Origin of the sequence: Enterobacter cloacae complex sp. 397G4 (genome assembly GCF_050031515.1) — a bacterium.
In the GTDB taxonomy this organism is placed as follows: Bacteria; Pseudomonadota; Gammaproteobacteria; order Enterobacterales; family Enterobacteriaceae; genus Enterobacter; species Enterobacter hormaechei_C.
Genome location: NZ_JBLGWE010000002.1, coordinates 238,197 through 251,528 on the forward strand (window position 1 = coordinate 238,197; position 13,332 = coordinate 251,528).

Consider the following 13,332-nt stretch of genomic DNA (forward strand, 5'->3'; position numbering starts at 1 on the left):
GTGGTGATAAACTTATCATCCCCTTTTGCTGATGGAGCTGCACATGAACCCATTCAAAGGCCGGCATTTTCAGCGTGACATCATTCTGTGGGCCGTACGCTGGTACTGCAAATACGGCATCAGTTACCGTGAGCTGCAGGAGATGCTGGCTGAACGCGGAGTGAATGTCGATCACTCCACGATTTACCGCTGGGTTCAGCGTTATGCGCCTGAAATGGAAAAACGGCTGCGCTGGTACTGGCGTAACCCTTCCGATCTTTGCCCGTGGCACATGGATGAAACCTACGTGAAGGTCAATGGCCGCTGGGCGTATCTGTACCGGGCCGTCGACAGCCGGGGCCGCACTGTCGATTTTTATCTCTCCTCCCGTCGTAACAGCAAAGCTGCATACCGGTTTCTGGGTAAAATCCTCAACAACGTGAAGAAGTGGCAGATCCCGCGATTCATCAACACGGATAAAGCGCCCGCCTATGGTCGCGCGCTTGCTCTGCTCAAACGCGAAGGCCGGTGCCCGTCTGACGTTGAACACCGACAGATTAAGTACCGGAACAACGTGATTGAATGCGATCATGGCAAACTGAAACGGATAATCGGCGCCACGCTGGGATTTAAATCCATGAAGACGGCTTACGCCACCATCAAAGGTATTGAGGTGATGCGTGCACTACGCAAAGGCCAGGCCTCAGCATTTTATTATGGTGATCCCCTGGGCGAAATGCGCCTGGTAAGCAGAGTTTTTGAAATGTAAGGCCTTTGAATAAGACAAAAGGCTGCCTCATCGCTAACTTTGCAACAGTGCCATGATGGAAGTGGAGGATATCGACAACCTCTCGCGCAACCAAGACATCGCGGTCGGACTGCAAGTGATCTTGAAGCCACGGGCCCGTCCCACCCCGACATGGACCTCGATGCCCGAACGGACGTTAGATTTCGAGTTCTAGGCGTTCTGCGATGAAGGTTGGATCCCAGCCGGGATTGAAAGTGTCGACGTGGGTGAATCCGAGCCGCTCGTATAGGCCACGCAGGTTCGGGTGGCAGTCGAGCCGCAGCTTGGCGCACCCCTGCGTTCGCGCGGCATGGCGGCAAGCCTCGATCAGCGCGGAGCTGACACCCCGGCCCGCATGTGTCCGTCGCACCGCGAGCTTGTGCAGATATGCGGCCTCCCCCTTGAGGGCGTCGGGCCAGAACTCGGGATCCTCGGCCGACAAGGTGCAACAGCCGACGATGCCGTCGCTGCAACTCGCGACTAGGAGCTCGGATCTCAGGACGAAGGTCTCCGCGAATGTCCGGTCGATCCGCGCGACGTCCCAGGCGGGCGTTCCCTTGGCGGACATCCACGCCGCAGCGTCGTGCATCAGCCGCACAACCTCGTCGATATCACCCGAGCAGGCGACCCGAACGTTCGGAGGCTCCTCGCTGTCCATTCGCTCCCCTGGCGCGGTATGAACCGCCGCCTCATAGTGCAGTTTGATCCTGACGAGCCCAGCATGTCTGCGCCCACCTTCGCGGAACCTGACCAGGGTCCGCTAGCGGGCGGCCGGAAGGTGAATGCTAGGCATGATCTAACCCTCGGTCTCTGGCGTCGCGACTGCGAAATTTCGCGAGGGTTTCCGAGAAGGTGATTGCGCTTCGCAGATCTCCAGGCGCGTGGGTGCGGACGTAGTCAGCGCCATTGCCGATCGCGTGAAGTTCCGCCGCAAGGCTCGCTGGACCCAGATCCTTTACAGGAAGGCCAACGGTGGCGCCCAAGAAGGATTTCCGCGACACCGAGACCAATAGCGGAAGCCCCAACGCCGACTTCAGCTTTTGAAGGTTCGACAGCACGTGCAGCGATGTTTCCGGTGCGGGGCTCAAGAAAAATCCCATCCCCGGATCGAGGATGAGCCGGTCGGCAGCGACCCCGCTCCGTCGCAAGGCGGAAACCCGCGCCTCGAAGAACCGCACAATCTCGTCGAGCGCGTCTTCGGGTCGAAGGTGACCGGTGCGGGTGGCGATGCCATCCCGCTGCGCTGAGTGCATAACCACCAGCCTGCAGTCCGCCTCAGCAATATCGGGATAGAGCGCAGGGTCAGGAAATCCTTGGATATCGTTCAGGTAGCCCACGCCGCGCTTGAGCGCATAGCGCTGGGTTTCCGGTTGGAAGCTGTCGATTGAAACACGGTGCATCTGATCGGACAGGGCGTCTAAGAGCGGCGCAATACGTCTGATCTCATCGGCCGGCGATACAGGCCTCGCGTCCGGATGGCTGGCGGCCGGTCCGACATCCACGACGTCTGATCCGACTCGCAGCATTTCGATCGCCGCGGTGACAGCGCCGGCGGGGTCTAGCCGCCGGCTCTCATCGAAGAAGGAGTCCTCGGTGAGATTCAGAATGCCGAACACCGTCACCATGGCGTCGGCCTCCGCAGCGACTTCCACGATGGGGATCGGGCGAGCAAAAAGGCAGCAATTATGAGCCCCATACCTACAAAGCCCCACGCATCAAGCTTTTGCCCATGAAGCAACCAGGCAATGGCTGTAATTATGACGACGCCGAGTCCCGACCAGACTGCATAAGCAACACCGACAGGGATGGATTTCAGAACCAGAGAAAGAAAATAAAATGCGATGCCATAACCGATTATGACAACGGCGGAAGGGGCAAGCTTAGTAAAGCCCTCGGTGCGGCGGACATTATCCGCGAACAGGCTGAACAGCACGGCATTGCGCGGGTAACGGATGTCTGGCTGGAAGTCGGCGCACTGGCGGATGTTGAGGAGAGTGCACTGCATTTCTGTTTTGATATCGCCTGCCGTGATACCGTGGCGCAGGGCTGCACACTGCATATTGATGTTATCCCGGCACAGGCATGGTGCTGGGATTGCAGCCGTGAGGCCGAAATCATGCAGCACGCCGGATGCTGTCCGCACTGCGGCAGTGAACGGCTGCGCATCAGTGAAGGTGATGATTTGCGGGTAAAAAGCCTGGAAGGTGAGTGAGTTTTACGCCGCCGCCGTATTCAGCAGCCAGCGGGCGAATTGCTGCATGGCCGGGGTTTCCGTACGGGACTGTAACCGCGTCAGCCAGTAGCCGCCGAGGGTGATTTCTGCGGCAAACGGCTGTACCAGTGCGCCTGACTGTAACAGGCGGCTGAACATACATACCGGTGCGATCGCTACCCCGGCACCCAGTTGTGCCGCCTCGGCCATGGCCAGTGAGGTATCGAACACCATTACCGGCTGTGACGGGGAAGGCGGTGTGCCGCCCGCACAATCCAGCCAGCGGCTCCATTCATCCCGGCGGAATGAGCGCAGCAGGGTAAAGCGGTGAACATCATCCGGCTGCTGTAACTGTTCTGCAATGGCCGGTGAGCACAGCGGAGCGTGTGGTGCACTGAAAATCAGTTCCGCATCTGACTCATGCCACGCGCCGTTACCGAAACGGATCGTATAATCATGCCCTTCCGCCGCCGGGTCCACATGATTGTTATGGGTGGAGATATGCAGATCAATATGCGGATGGCTGTCATAGAATCCGGCCAGACGCGGCAGCAGCCAGCCTGCGGCAAATGTTCCCACCGCACCGACTTTCACCCGCTCACGGAACTGCCCGTGAGAAAAACACTCCAGAGTATCCGCAATCCGGTCAAACGCCTCATTGAGCACCGGCAGTAATCCCTCACCTTCATGGGTCAGCACCAGCCCGCGCGAGACGCGGGTAAACAGCACACAGCCGAGTTGTTCTTCCAGCGCCCTGACCTGCTGGCTGACGGCGGCATGGGTGACATTCAGCTCAATCGCCGCGCGGGTAAAACTGAGATGACGGGCGGCGGCCTCAAAGGCGCGCAGCGGGTTAAGGGGGAGATAACGTCTGACCATAATCCACCTGTAAGTTTTTCTTTAGGCTCTTGTTATAAATAACCGTTTGTTCTGTCCGGTGAATCTGACGATACTTGCCGCCGTTACTCACACACGGAAGGTTAATTCTGATGAAAAAATCGTTATCTGCAACACTGATTTCCGCTCTGCTGGCGTTTTCCGCCCCGGGGTTTTCTGCCGCTGATAATGTCGCGGCGGTGGTGGACAGCACCATTAAACCGCTGATGGCACAGCAGGATATTCCCGGGATGGCGGTTGCCGTCTCCGTAAAGGGTAAGCCCTATTATTTCAATTATGGTTTTGCCGATATTCAGGCAAAACAGCCGGTCACTGAAAATACACTATTTGAGCTCGGATCTGTAAGTAAAACTTTCACAGGTGTGCTGGGTGCGGTTTCTGTGGCGAAAAAAGAGATGGCGCTGAATGATCCGGCGGCAAAATACCAGCCGGAGCTGGCTCTGCCGCAGTGGAAGGGGATCACATTGCTGGATCTGGCTACCTATACCGCAGGCGGACTGCCGTTACAGGTGCCGGATGCGGTAAAAAGCCGTGCGGATCTGCTGAATTTCTATCAGCAGTGGCAGCCGTCCCGGAAACCGGGCGATATGCGTCTGTATGCAAACAGCAGTATCGGCCTGTTTGGTGCTCTGACCGCAAACGCGGCGGGGATGCCGTATGAGCAGTTGCTGACTGCACGGATCCTGGCACCGCTGGGGTTATCTCACACCTTTATTACTGTGCCGGAAAGTGCGCAAAGCCAGTATGCGTACGGTTATAAAAACAAAAAACCGGTCCGCGTGTCGCCGGGACAGCTTGATGCGGAATCTTACGGCGTGAAATCCGCCTCAAAAGATATGCTGCGCTGGGCGGAAATGAATATGGAGCCGTCACGGGCCGGTAATGCGGATCTGGAAATGGCAATGTATCTCGCCCAGACCCGCTACTATAAAACCGCCGCGATTAACCAGGGGCTGGGCTGGGAAATGTATGACTGGCCGCAGCAGAAAGATATGATCATTAACGGTGTGACCAACGAGGTCGCATTGCAGCCGCATCCGGTAACAGACAACCAGGTTCAGCCGTATAACCGTGCTTCCTGGGTGCATAAAACGGGCGCAACAACTGGTTTCGGCGCCTATGTCGCCTTTATTCCGGAAAAACAGGTGGCGATTGTGATTCTGGCGAATAAAAACTACCCGAATACCGAAAGAGTCAAAGCTGCACAGGCTATTTTGAGTGCACTGGAATAATTTTTTTCCTGAACAGGCCCCTGCGGATACGCCGGGGCCGTAATTTAAGATTATTCCTTATGCAATAATTTGCTTTATGGGCTGTTTTATGGAGGATGAGAGTATCGGGCACTGACAGCTTCCGGCTGAACCGGATTTCACTGTGTGCTGCGGCAAACTGATGTCAGTCTCAACACACAGAGGAAAATGTTGTCATGGACGTTCTGCGTTTTATCCTCCGCTTACCTTTTATTTTGCTGCGTCTGGCGGCTCGCAGTCTTGTTTATCTCTTTACTCTGCTGGGTTTTCTGCTGCGCCCGTTCACCGGACGGATCCGCTGGGCGGTGCCGGGCTGGGTGACCTTTGCCGGTAATCAGCTTGCCCGGCTGGAGCGGGGGGGCAACCGCTATCCGAAAACCATATCTGCCTTATTATTACTGACTGCTGCGGTGGCAGCGGGCAGTTATTACACCTGGCACTGGTATCAGAACAAACCGAAGCCGGTGGATGTTGCGCCGCTGGTGGTGCAGGATATTTCCGCGTCTGTGCAGCGCCCTTCGGCGGTTAATTATAACCGTGATGATAATTCAGCGCAGATTGTGGTGGTGACATTCTCCCGCTCTGCCGCACCGGTAACGCTGATCGGTAAACCGGTCACCGCCGGTATTACCCTGACCCCCGCAATGGAAGGTGAGTGGCAGTGGCGTAATGACCGTAAGCTGGTATTCACGGCGAAAAAAACCTTCCCGATGGGGAAAACCTACACCGTCGATATGGATGCCAAAACACTGCTGGCTCCGCAGGTGGCGTTAACAGAGAAACAAAAAACCTTTACCACCCCTGAGTTTTATTATCGCGGCGGCCGGGCGGAGTTCTATCAGGATCCGCAAGATCCGATGAAAAAACACGCCATTATCGGCCTGACCTTCAATGCCCCCGCTGATGTCAAAAATCTGGAATCGCGTCTGTCTATGACCCGTGACGGCAAGCCGGTGCCGTATACCGTCACTGTAATGAACTGTTGTCATTTATGCTGACGCCCGTGCCGGGAGGCATTGATGTCCCAACCCAGCAGCTCGGCGAACAAAGCTGTAATTTATTATTTAGCCTGATTGCCGGTGAGAAAGGTTTACAAAATATCACCGTGGGTACACAAATATCGTTAGCCGACTCACTGGTATAAAAACTGGGGCATAACAATGCCCCAGTGCATTTTAGAATGCGTAATTCACACCGATACCTGCATAATGGAGTCTGTCGCTTTCACCTTCATTTCTATTGGTAGCGATCCCATGACACAAGAGACTACTCTGCCGCAAATTAACTGGGGGAATGTTGACTAAATGTTGCTTGCTTTTGTTGTTTCGGATATCAGGGTTGATTACCTGAATAGCGTTTCGACAATTTTGTCGCTGCCCGGCTCAACAAAGGTTCCAATACTAACGCCAGCAACATTTTTAGCGGACGTCGGGCCACGGACTTCACCGCCCACCCTGCTACCCCAGCCGGGCCATAGCGCAGCGCAGTCAGTAGCACCAGCTTACCTGCTATTTTAATGCCCGGCTTAACCCTTTGCCCGGCACGTTGCCAGCGATTATTCATTTCTAACCTCACAATTGGCGGAAGCGGCTGCGTAATGTAAAAGTATCAGACGTTACATAACGCTCCATCTCACGCAAACGCTTTTCACTTGCAGCCAGTTCACGATCGACAGCATCCAATAGCTCACCGCTTGATGGCTGCTGTTCTCCGGAAACCACGTTGTCTGGCATCGGATCCAACACAAACGTCAGTACGATGTAGGCGACAAAGGTGAAAAAGGCCAGACCAAAAAAGATGGACAGCACCACCAGGATCCGCACCAGTTTCACAGGAACATCGAGATAATGCGCAATACCCGCGCAAACCCCTTTCACCATGCCCTGCTGCGGTATACGCCACAGTTTTTTATTCAGATTAACGCCCCCCATTAGCGGTCCCTCCAGTTTGGATGTTCAGCATCAAGGATGTCTTCCAGCGCTTGAATGCGCTCACGCATCCGCTGTGCGTCCTGGTTAAGTTCTACCAGACGCTGTTGTTCACTTTGCGCCAGCTCGCCGCGACTGGAACGATTGCTGTAATGCAGCCAGAGCCAAATCGGTAAGACGAACAGCACAAAGATGGTTAACGGGATGGCCAGAAATAGCGCGCTCATGAGTACTCCTTACAGGTGATGAGCGGCGGCGCGTTCGGGCACCGCCAGATATTATTATTGCTTGTCTTGCTGCATTTTGGCTTTCAATTGCGCCAACTGCTCGCTGATTTCATCATCTGCTTTCAGGTCAGCAAATTGCTGATCCAAAGACTTCTGCTTACCGAAGTTATGGCTTTCAGCTTCAGCTTCCATTTGATCGATACGACGCTCAAAAGATTCAAAGCGAGCCATCGCTTCATCCAGTTTGCCGCTGTCCAGTTGACGACGAACATCACGGGAAGAACTCGCCGCCTGATGGCGCAACATCAATGCCTGCTGACGAGCACGGGTTTCACTGAGTTTGTTTTCCAGTTCACCGATCTCTTTTTTCATACGCGCCAGCGTATCGTCAACCAGCGTCACCTCATGCTCCAGGGAGGCAATCAGGTCAGTCAGTTTCTGCTTTTCGATTAACGCAGAACGCGCCAAATCTTCTTTTTCTTTACGCAGCGCCAGCTCTGCTTTTTCCTGCCACTCTGCCTGTTGGGCGCTGGCCTGTTCAATACGACGCGATAACTGTTTCTTTTCTGCCAGCGCGCGTGCGGAGTTGGAGCGCACCTCAACCAGCGTGTCTTCCATTTCCTGGATCATCAACCGCACCAGCTTCTGCGGATCTTCAGCCTTTTCCAGCAACGCATTAATGTTGGCGTTCACGATGTCGGCAAAACGAGAAAAAATACCCATAATGTAATCCTCACTTACTGTTCTGATATCGGGCAATGCCCTGCTGCTGTTCTAATGCACTTCGCATGCCAACTTTTTAATTCATTGAAATATTTGAAAATAACTAATTTTACCTGTCGGGATAAATAGGGTAAATTGGTGAATAACACTAACAAATGGTGAATTTCATCATGGCAGGATACAAAGATAATCTGCTGGGCGAAGCGAACAGCTTTATTGAAGTGCTGGAGCAGGTTTCTCGTCTCGCGCCGCTGGATAAACCTGTGCTGGTCATTGGGGAACGAGGAACAGGGAAAGAGCTTATCGCCAACCGCCTGCACTACCTCTCAACCCGTTGGCAAGGCCCGTTTATTTCACTTAACTGCGCCGCGCTCAACGAAAATTTACTTGATTCCGAACTCTTTGGGCACGAAGCGGGCGCCTTTACCGGCGCGCAGAAACGTCACCCAGGTCGGTTCGAGCGCGCCGATGGCGGCACACTGTTTCTTGATGAACTGGCAACCGCCCCGATGCTGGTACAGGAAAAACTGCTGCGCGTTATTGAGTACGGAGAGCTGGAACGCGTAGGCGGTAGCCAACCTCTGCAGGTCAATGTAAGACTGGTTTGCGCAACCAACGCCGACCTGCCACGCATGGTGAGTGAAGGCACGTTCCGCGCCGACCTGCTGGATCGTCTGGCCTTTGACGTGGTGCAACTTCCCCCGTTACGCGAACGTCAAAGCGATATCATGTTAATGGCTGAACATTTTGCCATTCAGATGTGCCGTGAGATCGGGTTACCGTTGTTTCCTGGGTTCACCGATGAGGCCAAAGAAACGCTCCTCCACTACCGTTGGCCGGGCAATATTCGTGAACTGAAAAACGTCGTGGAGCGTTCGGTATACCGACACGGGACCAGCGATTACCCACTGAATGAGATTGTGATTGACCCGTTCAGGCGTCACGCCGCACCGCCGCTGGCGCAAGAAACCAGACATACATCAGTAACCCTACCGCTGGATCTGCGTGAATTCCAACAGCAGCAGGAGAAGGAATTTTTGCAAACCAGCTTACAGCAGGCGAAATTTAATCAGAAAAAAGCCGCTGAATTATTAGGTCTGACCTACCATCAACTCCGCGCATTACTGAAGAAACACCAAATTTAGCGTGCAGGGGCAGACGTTGGACGCGAGAGTTAAAACAGTTTACCATGTTGCAATCACTGTATAAAAAAACAGGTTAATCATGATGACTCTGGCGTTAGTTGGCGAAAAAATTGACAGAAACAGGTTCACCGGTGAAAAAGTTGAAAATAGCACATTTTTCAACTGTGATTTTTCGGGTGCCGACCTTAGCGGCACTGAATTTATTGGCTGCCAGTTTTATGATCGAGAAAGTCAGAAAGGATGTAATTTTAGTCGCGCTAACCTGAAAGATGCCATTTTCAAAAGTTGTGATCTCTCCATGGCTGATTTCAGGAATATCAATGCGCTGGGAATCGAAATTCGCCACTGCCGGGCACAAGGGTCAGATTTTCGCGGCGCAAGTTTTATGAATATGATCACCACCCGCACCTGGTTTTGTAGCGCCTATATCACCAATACCAACTTAAGCTACGCCAACTTTTCAAAAGTCGTACTGGAAAAGTGCGAGCTGTGGGAAAACCGCTGGATGGGTACTCAGGTGCTGGGCGCAACGTTCAGTGGATCAGACCTCTCTGGCGGCGAGTTTTCATCCTTCGACTGGCGAGCAGCAAACGTTACGCACTGTGATTTGACCAATTCGGAACTGGGCGATTTAGATATCCGCGGGGTTGATTTGCAAGGCGTCAAACTGGACAGCTACCAGGCATCGTTGCTCCTGGAACGTCTTGGTATCGCTGTCATGGGTTAATGTTCAGGGAGCGGTATATGCCGCCCCCTGCCCTTATACAATATTGTCCGGGCTGGCTTTCCCCCTCAGACGTTTCGACTTCGGGGGCATAAACGTCAGAGGGTTCCGGTCCCCCCGTCAGAACACCATACCTGACCGGATGTATAGCTGTTCTCTTCAGCCGCTAAAGTGACATACAGCGGAGCAATTTCTACCGGTTGGCCAGGGCGACCAAGCGGCGCATTTGCACCAAATTTCTCAATTTTTTCCTGTGGTTGGCCGCCGCAGCACTGCAATACCGTCCAGTACGGCCCAGGCGCGACAGCATTTACACGGATCCCTTTAGGGGCCAGTTGCTTCGCCAGCGATTTAGTAAATGCCACTATCGCCGCCTTGGTCTGAGCATAATCAAGCAGGATCTCACTCGGCTCATAAGCCTGTACCGATGAGGTGTTAATAATCACGCTGTCTCGGGAGAAATGGGGAATAGCCGCCTTGGTGATCCAAAACATGGCGTAGACATTGGTCTTGAATGTCGCATCAAATTCTTCTGTGGTGAGGTCTTCGATCGATTCACAAAATTGCTGACGGCCTGCGTTATTCACCAGGATATCCAACCCTCCCAGCGCGTCTACCGCCTGTTTTACCAGATGGTTACAAAAAGTTTCGTCACGAATATCGCCGGGAATCGCCGCAACTTTTCTCCCAGCTTTTTTTATCAACTCAACAACCTCACGAGCATCGTCCTCTTCTTCAGGTAAATAATTAATCGCGACATCGGCGCCTTCGCGGGCATAGGCAATGGCAACAGCACGCCCAATACCTGAATCACCACCGGTAATTAATACCTTGCGACCATTTAACCTGCCGCTTCCCTGATAGCTTTGTTCGCCATGATCGGGGCGCGGTTGCATTTTTCCGGCGAGCCCCGGAAAAGGTTGTTTTTGATGTGGAAAAGGCGGCTGCGGAAAACGCTCTGAATTAGTTTTATTGGTGGTCTGTTTTCCTTTATTTAGGTCAGTCATTCAATCACCTCTCGTGAGTCATCATTCATCGCAAAGACTAATAAGCGTAGAACAAAATGAATGACATGGTCTTTATAATTTACCTACCACTTAATTTTCTCCTAATATTAACCTGGCTCTCACGACGATAACTTCACATAGCATTGAAATATTTCCTAGGATAAGTCCTGGTTTATTTATTTGTTCTTCCAGGCTGACACTTCTTCAATCAATACCGCCAGGCTAAAACGTACCGCCTTTTCAATGACGTCCTGGCAATCCCCGGAAAAACACTCACGTTTTGTTATTATCTGTCCGCGGAAATTCCACGCAAACCACACGGTTCCTGCGGGAGTACCATCCTCCCCACCCTCCGGCCCTGCATATCCGCTGATGGCTATACTGATATCGGTTTCGGCTTGCTGACGTATTCCTACAGACATCTCACTGACCGTTTGCTCACTAACGGCGCTATATTTCTTCAGCGTACTGGCCCGCACGTCGAGCATTTTCTGCTTGGCGCGATCGCTAAAGGTTATAACGCCGATATCATAAAATTCTGCGGTATCCGCCTGTGCGCAAAGCGCCGCGGCCAGCTTTCCTCCTGTACAGGATTCTGCGGTGGTCAACGTTAAATCGCTATCAATGAGCGTGTTTGCAAGCCGTTTTGTCAGTTCATTGACTGTTTTTGCGTCATTGTACTCCGTATTCATTACCGCCTCGCTAATTCTCTTCAGGAATGACAGAAATATGTCCGTTGCGTTCCAGAATGGCATACTTGATTTTACTTGATTCGGTAATCCCCTGATTTTGTCGCGCAGCGACTAATATATCTTCAAGAGAGACATCCACTTTCTTCATTTTATCTAATAAAGGGATCCCGTGATCAAGCAGGATAACCGGGGAACCATCCAGCACGGATTCGGCCCCACCCACCTTTTTTTTAATGAAACCGAACAGAATATCAATAGTAACCAGAGTGACAATCGTGATCATGGCGCCGGTTATCGAAAAATCATTACCCAACAAGGCTTGTTGAGTTGCTTCACTGATAATCAGTAATAAAATCAGATCGAAGCTGGTCATTTGTAATAATGCCCGGCGACCTGCTATTTTGAAAACCACCAGCAAAATAAGGTAAATGGCGGATGCCCGGAAGACCATCTCCATACTCACCTCCTAGGGATAAATAAATTGTCTGAAGCGGATTTCAGGTTCGCCATTTAGCTGGAGAAAACTCTTTACGCTTCCTGGCTTCACGGGCGTAACCCGCAGCCAGATAGTAAAGTTCTGCATTGCTTCAGAATCATTGTAGACGAGGTAAAGATCGTTCCCCTTGCTGTACATGCTGTCTGGCTGCGGCCAAATATTTTCCATTTCATAAAATTTGTTGAAATCGCCGCCAATGCGCAACGTCTTGTTCACAGAATCATACTTTTGTGCAGAGATTTTAAATTTAAATTCCGTTTGCAAGCGCCCAAACCTTTCGTACTGTAACCCTGTTGTCTTTAAGGTGTTTTTTCTCGTCACCTCACTTAAATATCCGCCGGAAAACGCTCCCACCGAAGCAAGAAAAACAATGCAGAGCAAACAGATAAAACCAATCTTGTGAAAGCCAGATTCAAAATTCAGAAAACGCAGGCTCTCTTTTACTCCTTGAAAATGGGTTTTCTCTCTGTTCATCTCCCCGCCTCGCTTATATAACACCAAGCCGTTGTTTTATTGAAAAATTACAATTTGAGACTTATCCCACTCGCCAGATTAATAAATAGCTACCAAACTTAATAAGTCAAATCAATTTCAATGGAGGCTCTATGAAAATATCGTTCGCCCCCTTACTGTTCTGTTTTTTATTGCCATCAGCGTTTGCCGATGATAATGGCGGATTGAAAAAAGATACCGCCCCGCCACCTGCCCATGCACTGGATGAAGGCTATCGCGGCACTGAAAATGCAAGAATCATGACCGTCGAACAAGCTAAAACCATGCATGACGGTGCGACCATCTCTTTACGAGGTAATCTCATTGAGGATCAGGGAGGAGATAAGTTTATCTTCCGTGACAAAACCGGCAGTATCAATACGCTAATCCCGCTTGCGGTCTTTGATGGCCGAACGATAAAACCCGATCAAATGATCAGCATTAACGGTAGCCTTGACGCTAAAATGCAACCGCCGGTGGTGCGCGTTAATAAAATCCAGAAGTAATACCTCAGCCGGGAAGAAATTCACTCTTCCCGCCTCCCACACAACAGATTCATTTTCCCCGTCAGACACCTCACATAATCTCTCTGGCAGCAAATCCAGCGTTTAAGCGAGTCAGAGGGGCCATGAAAATGCTAAGATAGCTACAAGAGTATATGCAAAGTGGATAGCGGGTATGAATTTTGACCAGTACGCGATGTCGAATTCGCGGTTATCAACCCCACTGCCCCAAAAACAAACGGTAATGGCAAATGTCATTAAGTATTAGTA

19 protein-coding genes and 1 pseudogene are annotated in these 13,332 nt (G+C 52.0%); 8 read left to right on the forward strand and 12 right to left on the reverse strand.

Features of this window, described 5'->3' with window-relative positions:
* Positions 1 to 43 precede the first annotated feature (43 nt).
* Positions 44 to 748: an IS6-like element IS26 family transposase gene (locus tag ACQG1Y_RS24865; protein ID WP_001067855.1), complete on the forward strand. Its 705-nt coding sequence runs from the start codon at positions 44 to 46 to the stop codon at positions 746 to 748.
* A gap of 175 nt (positions 749 to 923) precedes the next feature.
* Here the strand turns inward: ACQG1Y_RS24865 and ACQG1Y_RS24870 are convergent, their stop codons facing one another.
* The 3 genes from ACQG1Y_RS24870 to ACQG1Y_RS24880 all read right to left on the reverse strand — a co-directional run bounded on the left by ACQG1Y_RS24870 (position 924) and on the right by ACQG1Y_RS24880 (position 2,720).
* Entirely contained in the window at positions 924 to 1,424 is a 501-nt protein-coding gene (locus ACQG1Y_RS24870; RefSeq protein ID WP_000376623.1) for a GNAT family N-acetyltransferase, read from the reverse strand.
* 127 nt (positions 1,425 to 1,551) lie between these two features.
* Entirely contained in the window at positions 1,552 to 2,391 is an 840-nt protein-coding gene (sul1, locus tag ACQG1Y_RS24875; RefSeq protein WP_000259031.1) for a sulfonamide-resistant dihydropteroate synthase Sul1, read from the reverse strand.
* Entirely contained in the window at positions 2,385 to 2,720 is a 336-nt protein-coding gene (locus ACQG1Y_RS24880; protein ID WP_052238321.1) for a DMT family transporter, read from the reverse strand. Before ACQG1Y_RS24880 ends, sul1 begins: the two co-directional genes overlap by 7 nt.
* Here ACQG1Y_RS24880 and hypA point away from each other — a divergent pair.
* Positions 2,613 to 2,978: a hydrogenase maturation nickel metallochaperone HypA gene (hypA, locus tag ACQG1Y_RS24885; RefSeq protein WP_025999322.1), complete on the forward strand. Its 366-nt coding sequence runs from the start codon at positions 2,613 to 2,615 to the stop codon at positions 2,976 to 2,978. The genes ACQG1Y_RS24880 and hypA overlap by 108 nt on opposite strands.
* A gap of 3 nt (positions 2,979 to 2,981) precedes the next feature.
* On the opposite strand, the gene ampR is transcribed toward hypA, so the two are convergent.
* Positions 2,982 to 3,857: a LysR family transcriptional regulator AmpR gene (gene ampR, locus ACQG1Y_RS24890; RefSeq protein WP_004193231.1), complete on the reverse strand. Its 876-nt coding sequence runs from the start codon at positions 3,855 to 3,857 to the stop codon at positions 2,982 to 2,984.
* Positions 3,858 to 3,967: 110 nt separating this feature from the next.
* On the opposite strand from ampR, the gene ACQG1Y_RS24895 reads away from it, so the two are divergent.
* The 3 genes and pseudogenes from ACQG1Y_RS24895 to ACQG1Y_RS24905 form a co-directional block, all read left to right on the forward strand.
* Positions 3,968 to 5,107, forward strand: a complete 1,140-nt coding sequence (locus ACQG1Y_RS24895; protein WP_004236386.1) for an extended-spectrum class C beta-lactamase DHA-1 — start codon at positions 3,968 to 3,970, stop codon at positions 5,105 to 5,107.
* Between the two features lie 194 nt (positions 5,108 to 5,301).
* Positions 5,302 to 6,123, forward strand: a complete 822-nt coding sequence (locus ACQG1Y_RS24900; RefSeq protein WP_013214003.1) for a hypothetical protein — start codon at positions 5,302 to 5,304, stop codon at positions 6,121 to 6,123.
* A pseudogene (locus ACQG1Y_RS24905) lies at positions 6,081 to 6,269 on the forward strand (LacI family DNA-binding transcriptional regulator); the annotation flags it as partial. The gene ACQG1Y_RS24900 and the pseudogene ACQG1Y_RS24905, both read left to right, overlap by 43 nt.
* Before the next feature lie 188 nt (positions 6,270 to 6,457).
* Here ACQG1Y_RS24905 and pspD read toward each other — a convergent pair.
* The 4 genes from pspD to pspA are packed head-to-tail and all read right to left on the reverse strand — an operon-like array spanning position 6,458 to position 8,003.
* Entirely contained in the window at positions 6,458 to 6,688 is a 231-nt protein-coding gene (gene pspD / locus ACQG1Y_RS24910; protein ID WP_004193241.1) for a phage shock protein PspD, read from the reverse strand.
* Positions 6,689 to 6,696: 8 nt separating this feature from the next.
* Positions 6,697 to 7,056, reverse strand: coding sequence for an envelope stress response membrane protein PspC (gene pspC / locus ACQG1Y_RS24915; protein WP_004193243.1), 360 nt, complete (start codon positions 7,054 to 7,056; stop codon positions 6,697 to 6,699).
* Positions 7,056 to 7,280: an envelope stress response membrane protein PspB gene (gene pspB / locus ACQG1Y_RS24920; RefSeq protein ID WP_004193245.1), complete on the reverse strand. Its 225-nt coding sequence runs from the start codon at positions 7,278 to 7,280 to the stop codon at positions 7,056 to 7,058. The genes pspC and pspB overlap by 1 nt, the downstream gene beginning before the upstream one ends.
* Positions 7,281 to 7,334: 54 nt before the next feature.
* On the reverse strand, positions 7,335 to 8,003 hold the full coding sequence (pspA, locus tag ACQG1Y_RS24925) for a phage shock protein PspA (RefSeq protein ID WP_003020532.1): 669 nt from the start codon (positions 8,001 to 8,003) through the stop codon (positions 7,335 to 7,337).
* A gap of 155 nt (positions 8,004 to 8,158) precedes the next feature.
* On the opposite strand from pspA, the gene pspF reads away from it, so the two are divergent.
* Complete coding sequence (gene pspF, locus ACQG1Y_RS24930) at positions 8,159 to 9,148, forward strand: phage shock protein operon transcriptional activator (RefSeq protein ID WP_017900991.1); 990 nt, start codon at positions 8,159 to 8,161, stop codon at positions 9,146 to 9,148.
* 82 nt (positions 9,149 to 9,230) lie between these two features.
* On the forward strand, positions 9,231 to 9,875 hold the full coding sequence (locus tag ACQG1Y_RS24935; RefSeq protein ID WP_017900990.1) for a quinolone resistance pentapeptide repeat protein QnrB4: 645 nt from the start codon (positions 9,231 to 9,233) through the stop codon (positions 9,873 to 9,875).
* A 95-nt stretch (positions 9,876 to 9,970) separates the two neighbouring features.
* Here the strand turns inward: ACQG1Y_RS24935 and ACQG1Y_RS24940 are convergent, their stop codons facing one another.
* The 4 genes from ACQG1Y_RS24940 to ACQG1Y_RS24955 all read right to left on the reverse strand — a co-directional run bounded on the left by ACQG1Y_RS24940 (position 9,971) and on the right by ACQG1Y_RS24955 (position 12,541).
* Positions 9,971 to 10,879 carry an SDR family oxidoreductase gene (locus tag ACQG1Y_RS24940; protein WP_004193260.1) on the reverse strand — a complete coding sequence of 303 codons (909 nt, stop codon included), beginning with the start codon at positions 10,877 to 10,879 and terminating at the stop codon, positions 9,971 to 9,973.
* Between the two features lie 176 nt (positions 10,880 to 11,055).
* On the reverse strand, positions 11,056 to 11,571 hold the full coding sequence (locus ACQG1Y_RS24945) for a 2-oxo-tetronate isomerase (protein ID WP_017900989.1): 516 nt from the start codon (positions 11,569 to 11,571) through the stop codon (positions 11,056 to 11,058).
* Between the two features lie 10 nt (positions 11,572 to 11,581).
* Entirely contained in the window at positions 11,582 to 12,028 is a 447-nt protein-coding gene (locus ACQG1Y_RS24950; protein WP_004193264.1) for a DUF421 domain-containing protein, read from the reverse strand.
* A 9-nt stretch (positions 12,029 to 12,037) separates the two neighbouring features.
* Positions 12,038 to 12,541, reverse strand: coding sequence for a hypothetical protein (locus ACQG1Y_RS24955; protein ID WP_004193267.1), 504 nt, complete (start codon positions 12,539 to 12,541; stop codon positions 12,038 to 12,040).
* 131 nt (positions 12,542 to 12,672) lie between these two features.
* Between ACQG1Y_RS24955 and ACQG1Y_RS24960 the strand changes: the two genes are divergently transcribed.
* Positions 12,673 to 13,065, forward strand: coding sequence for a YdeI family stress tolerance OB fold protein (locus ACQG1Y_RS24960; protein WP_004193269.1), 393 nt, complete (start codon positions 12,673 to 12,675; stop codon positions 13,063 to 13,065).
* Positions 13,066 to 13,332 lie beyond the last annotated feature (267 nt).

Bases quoted from the DNA above. Each gene is read 5' to 3' on its own strand.
- ACQG1Y_RS24865 (WP_001067855.1), top strand. From the start codon at position 44: ATGAACCCATTCAAAGGCCGGCATTTTCAGCGTGACATCATTCTGTGG.
- ACQG1Y_RS24870 (WP_000376623.1), bottom strand. From the start codon at position 1,424: ATGGACAGCGAGGAGCCTCCGAACGTTCGGGTCGCCTGCTCGGGTGAT.
- sul1 (WP_000259031.1), bottom strand. From the start codon at position 2,391: ATGGTGACGGTGTTCGGCATTCTGAATCTCACCGAGGACTCCTTCTTC.
- ampR (WP_004193231.1), bottom strand. From the start codon at position 3,857: ATGGTCAGACGTTATCTCCCCCTTAACCCGCTGCGCGCCTTTGAGGCC.
- ACQG1Y_RS24895 (WP_004236386.1), top strand. From the start codon at position 3,968: ATGAAAAAATCGTTATCTGCAACACTGATTTCCGCTCTGCTGGCGTTT.
- ACQG1Y_RS24900 (WP_013214003.1), top strand. From the start codon at position 5,302: ATGGACGTTCTGCGTTTTATCCTCCGCTTACCTTTTATTTTGCTGCGT.
- pspD (WP_004193241.1), bottom strand. From the start codon at position 6,688: ATGAATAATCGCTGGCAACGTGCCGGGCAAAGGGTTAAGCCGGGCATT.
- pspC (WP_004193243.1), bottom strand. From the start codon at position 7,056: ATGGGGGGCGTTAATCTGAATAAAAAACTGTGGCGTATACCGCAGCAG.
- pspB (WP_004193245.1), bottom strand. From the start codon at position 7,280: ATGAGCGCGCTATTTCTGGCCATCCCGTTAACCATCTTTGTGCTGTTC.
- pspA (WP_003020532.1), bottom strand. From the start codon at position 8,003: ATGGGTATTTTTTCTCGTTTTGCCGACATCGTGAACGCCAACATTAAT.
- pspF (WP_017900991.1), top strand. From the start codon at position 8,159: ATGGTGAATTTCATCATGGCAGGATACAAAGATAATCTGCTGGGCGAA.
- ACQG1Y_RS24935 (WP_017900990.1), top strand. From the start codon at position 9,231: ATGACTCTGGCGTTAGTTGGCGAAAAAATTGACAGAAACAGGTTCACC.
- ACQG1Y_RS24940 (WP_004193260.1), bottom strand. From the start codon at position 10,879: ATGACTGACCTAAATAAAGGAAAACAGACCACCAATAAAACTAATTCA.
- ACQG1Y_RS24945 (WP_017900989.1), bottom strand. From the start codon at position 11,571: ATGAATACGGAGTACAATGACGCAAAAACAGTCAATGAACTGACAAAA.
- ACQG1Y_RS24950 (WP_004193264.1), bottom strand. From the start codon at position 12,028: ATGGAGATGGTCTTCCGGGCATCCGCCATTTACCTTATTTTGCTGGTG.
- ACQG1Y_RS24955 (WP_004193267.1), bottom strand. From the start codon at position 12,541: ATGAACAGAGAGAAAACCCATTTTCAAGGAGTAAAAGAGAGCCTGCGT.
- ACQG1Y_RS24960 (WP_004193269.1), top strand. From the start codon at position 12,673: ATGAAAATATCGTTCGCCCCCTTACTGTTCTGTTTTTTATTGCCATCA.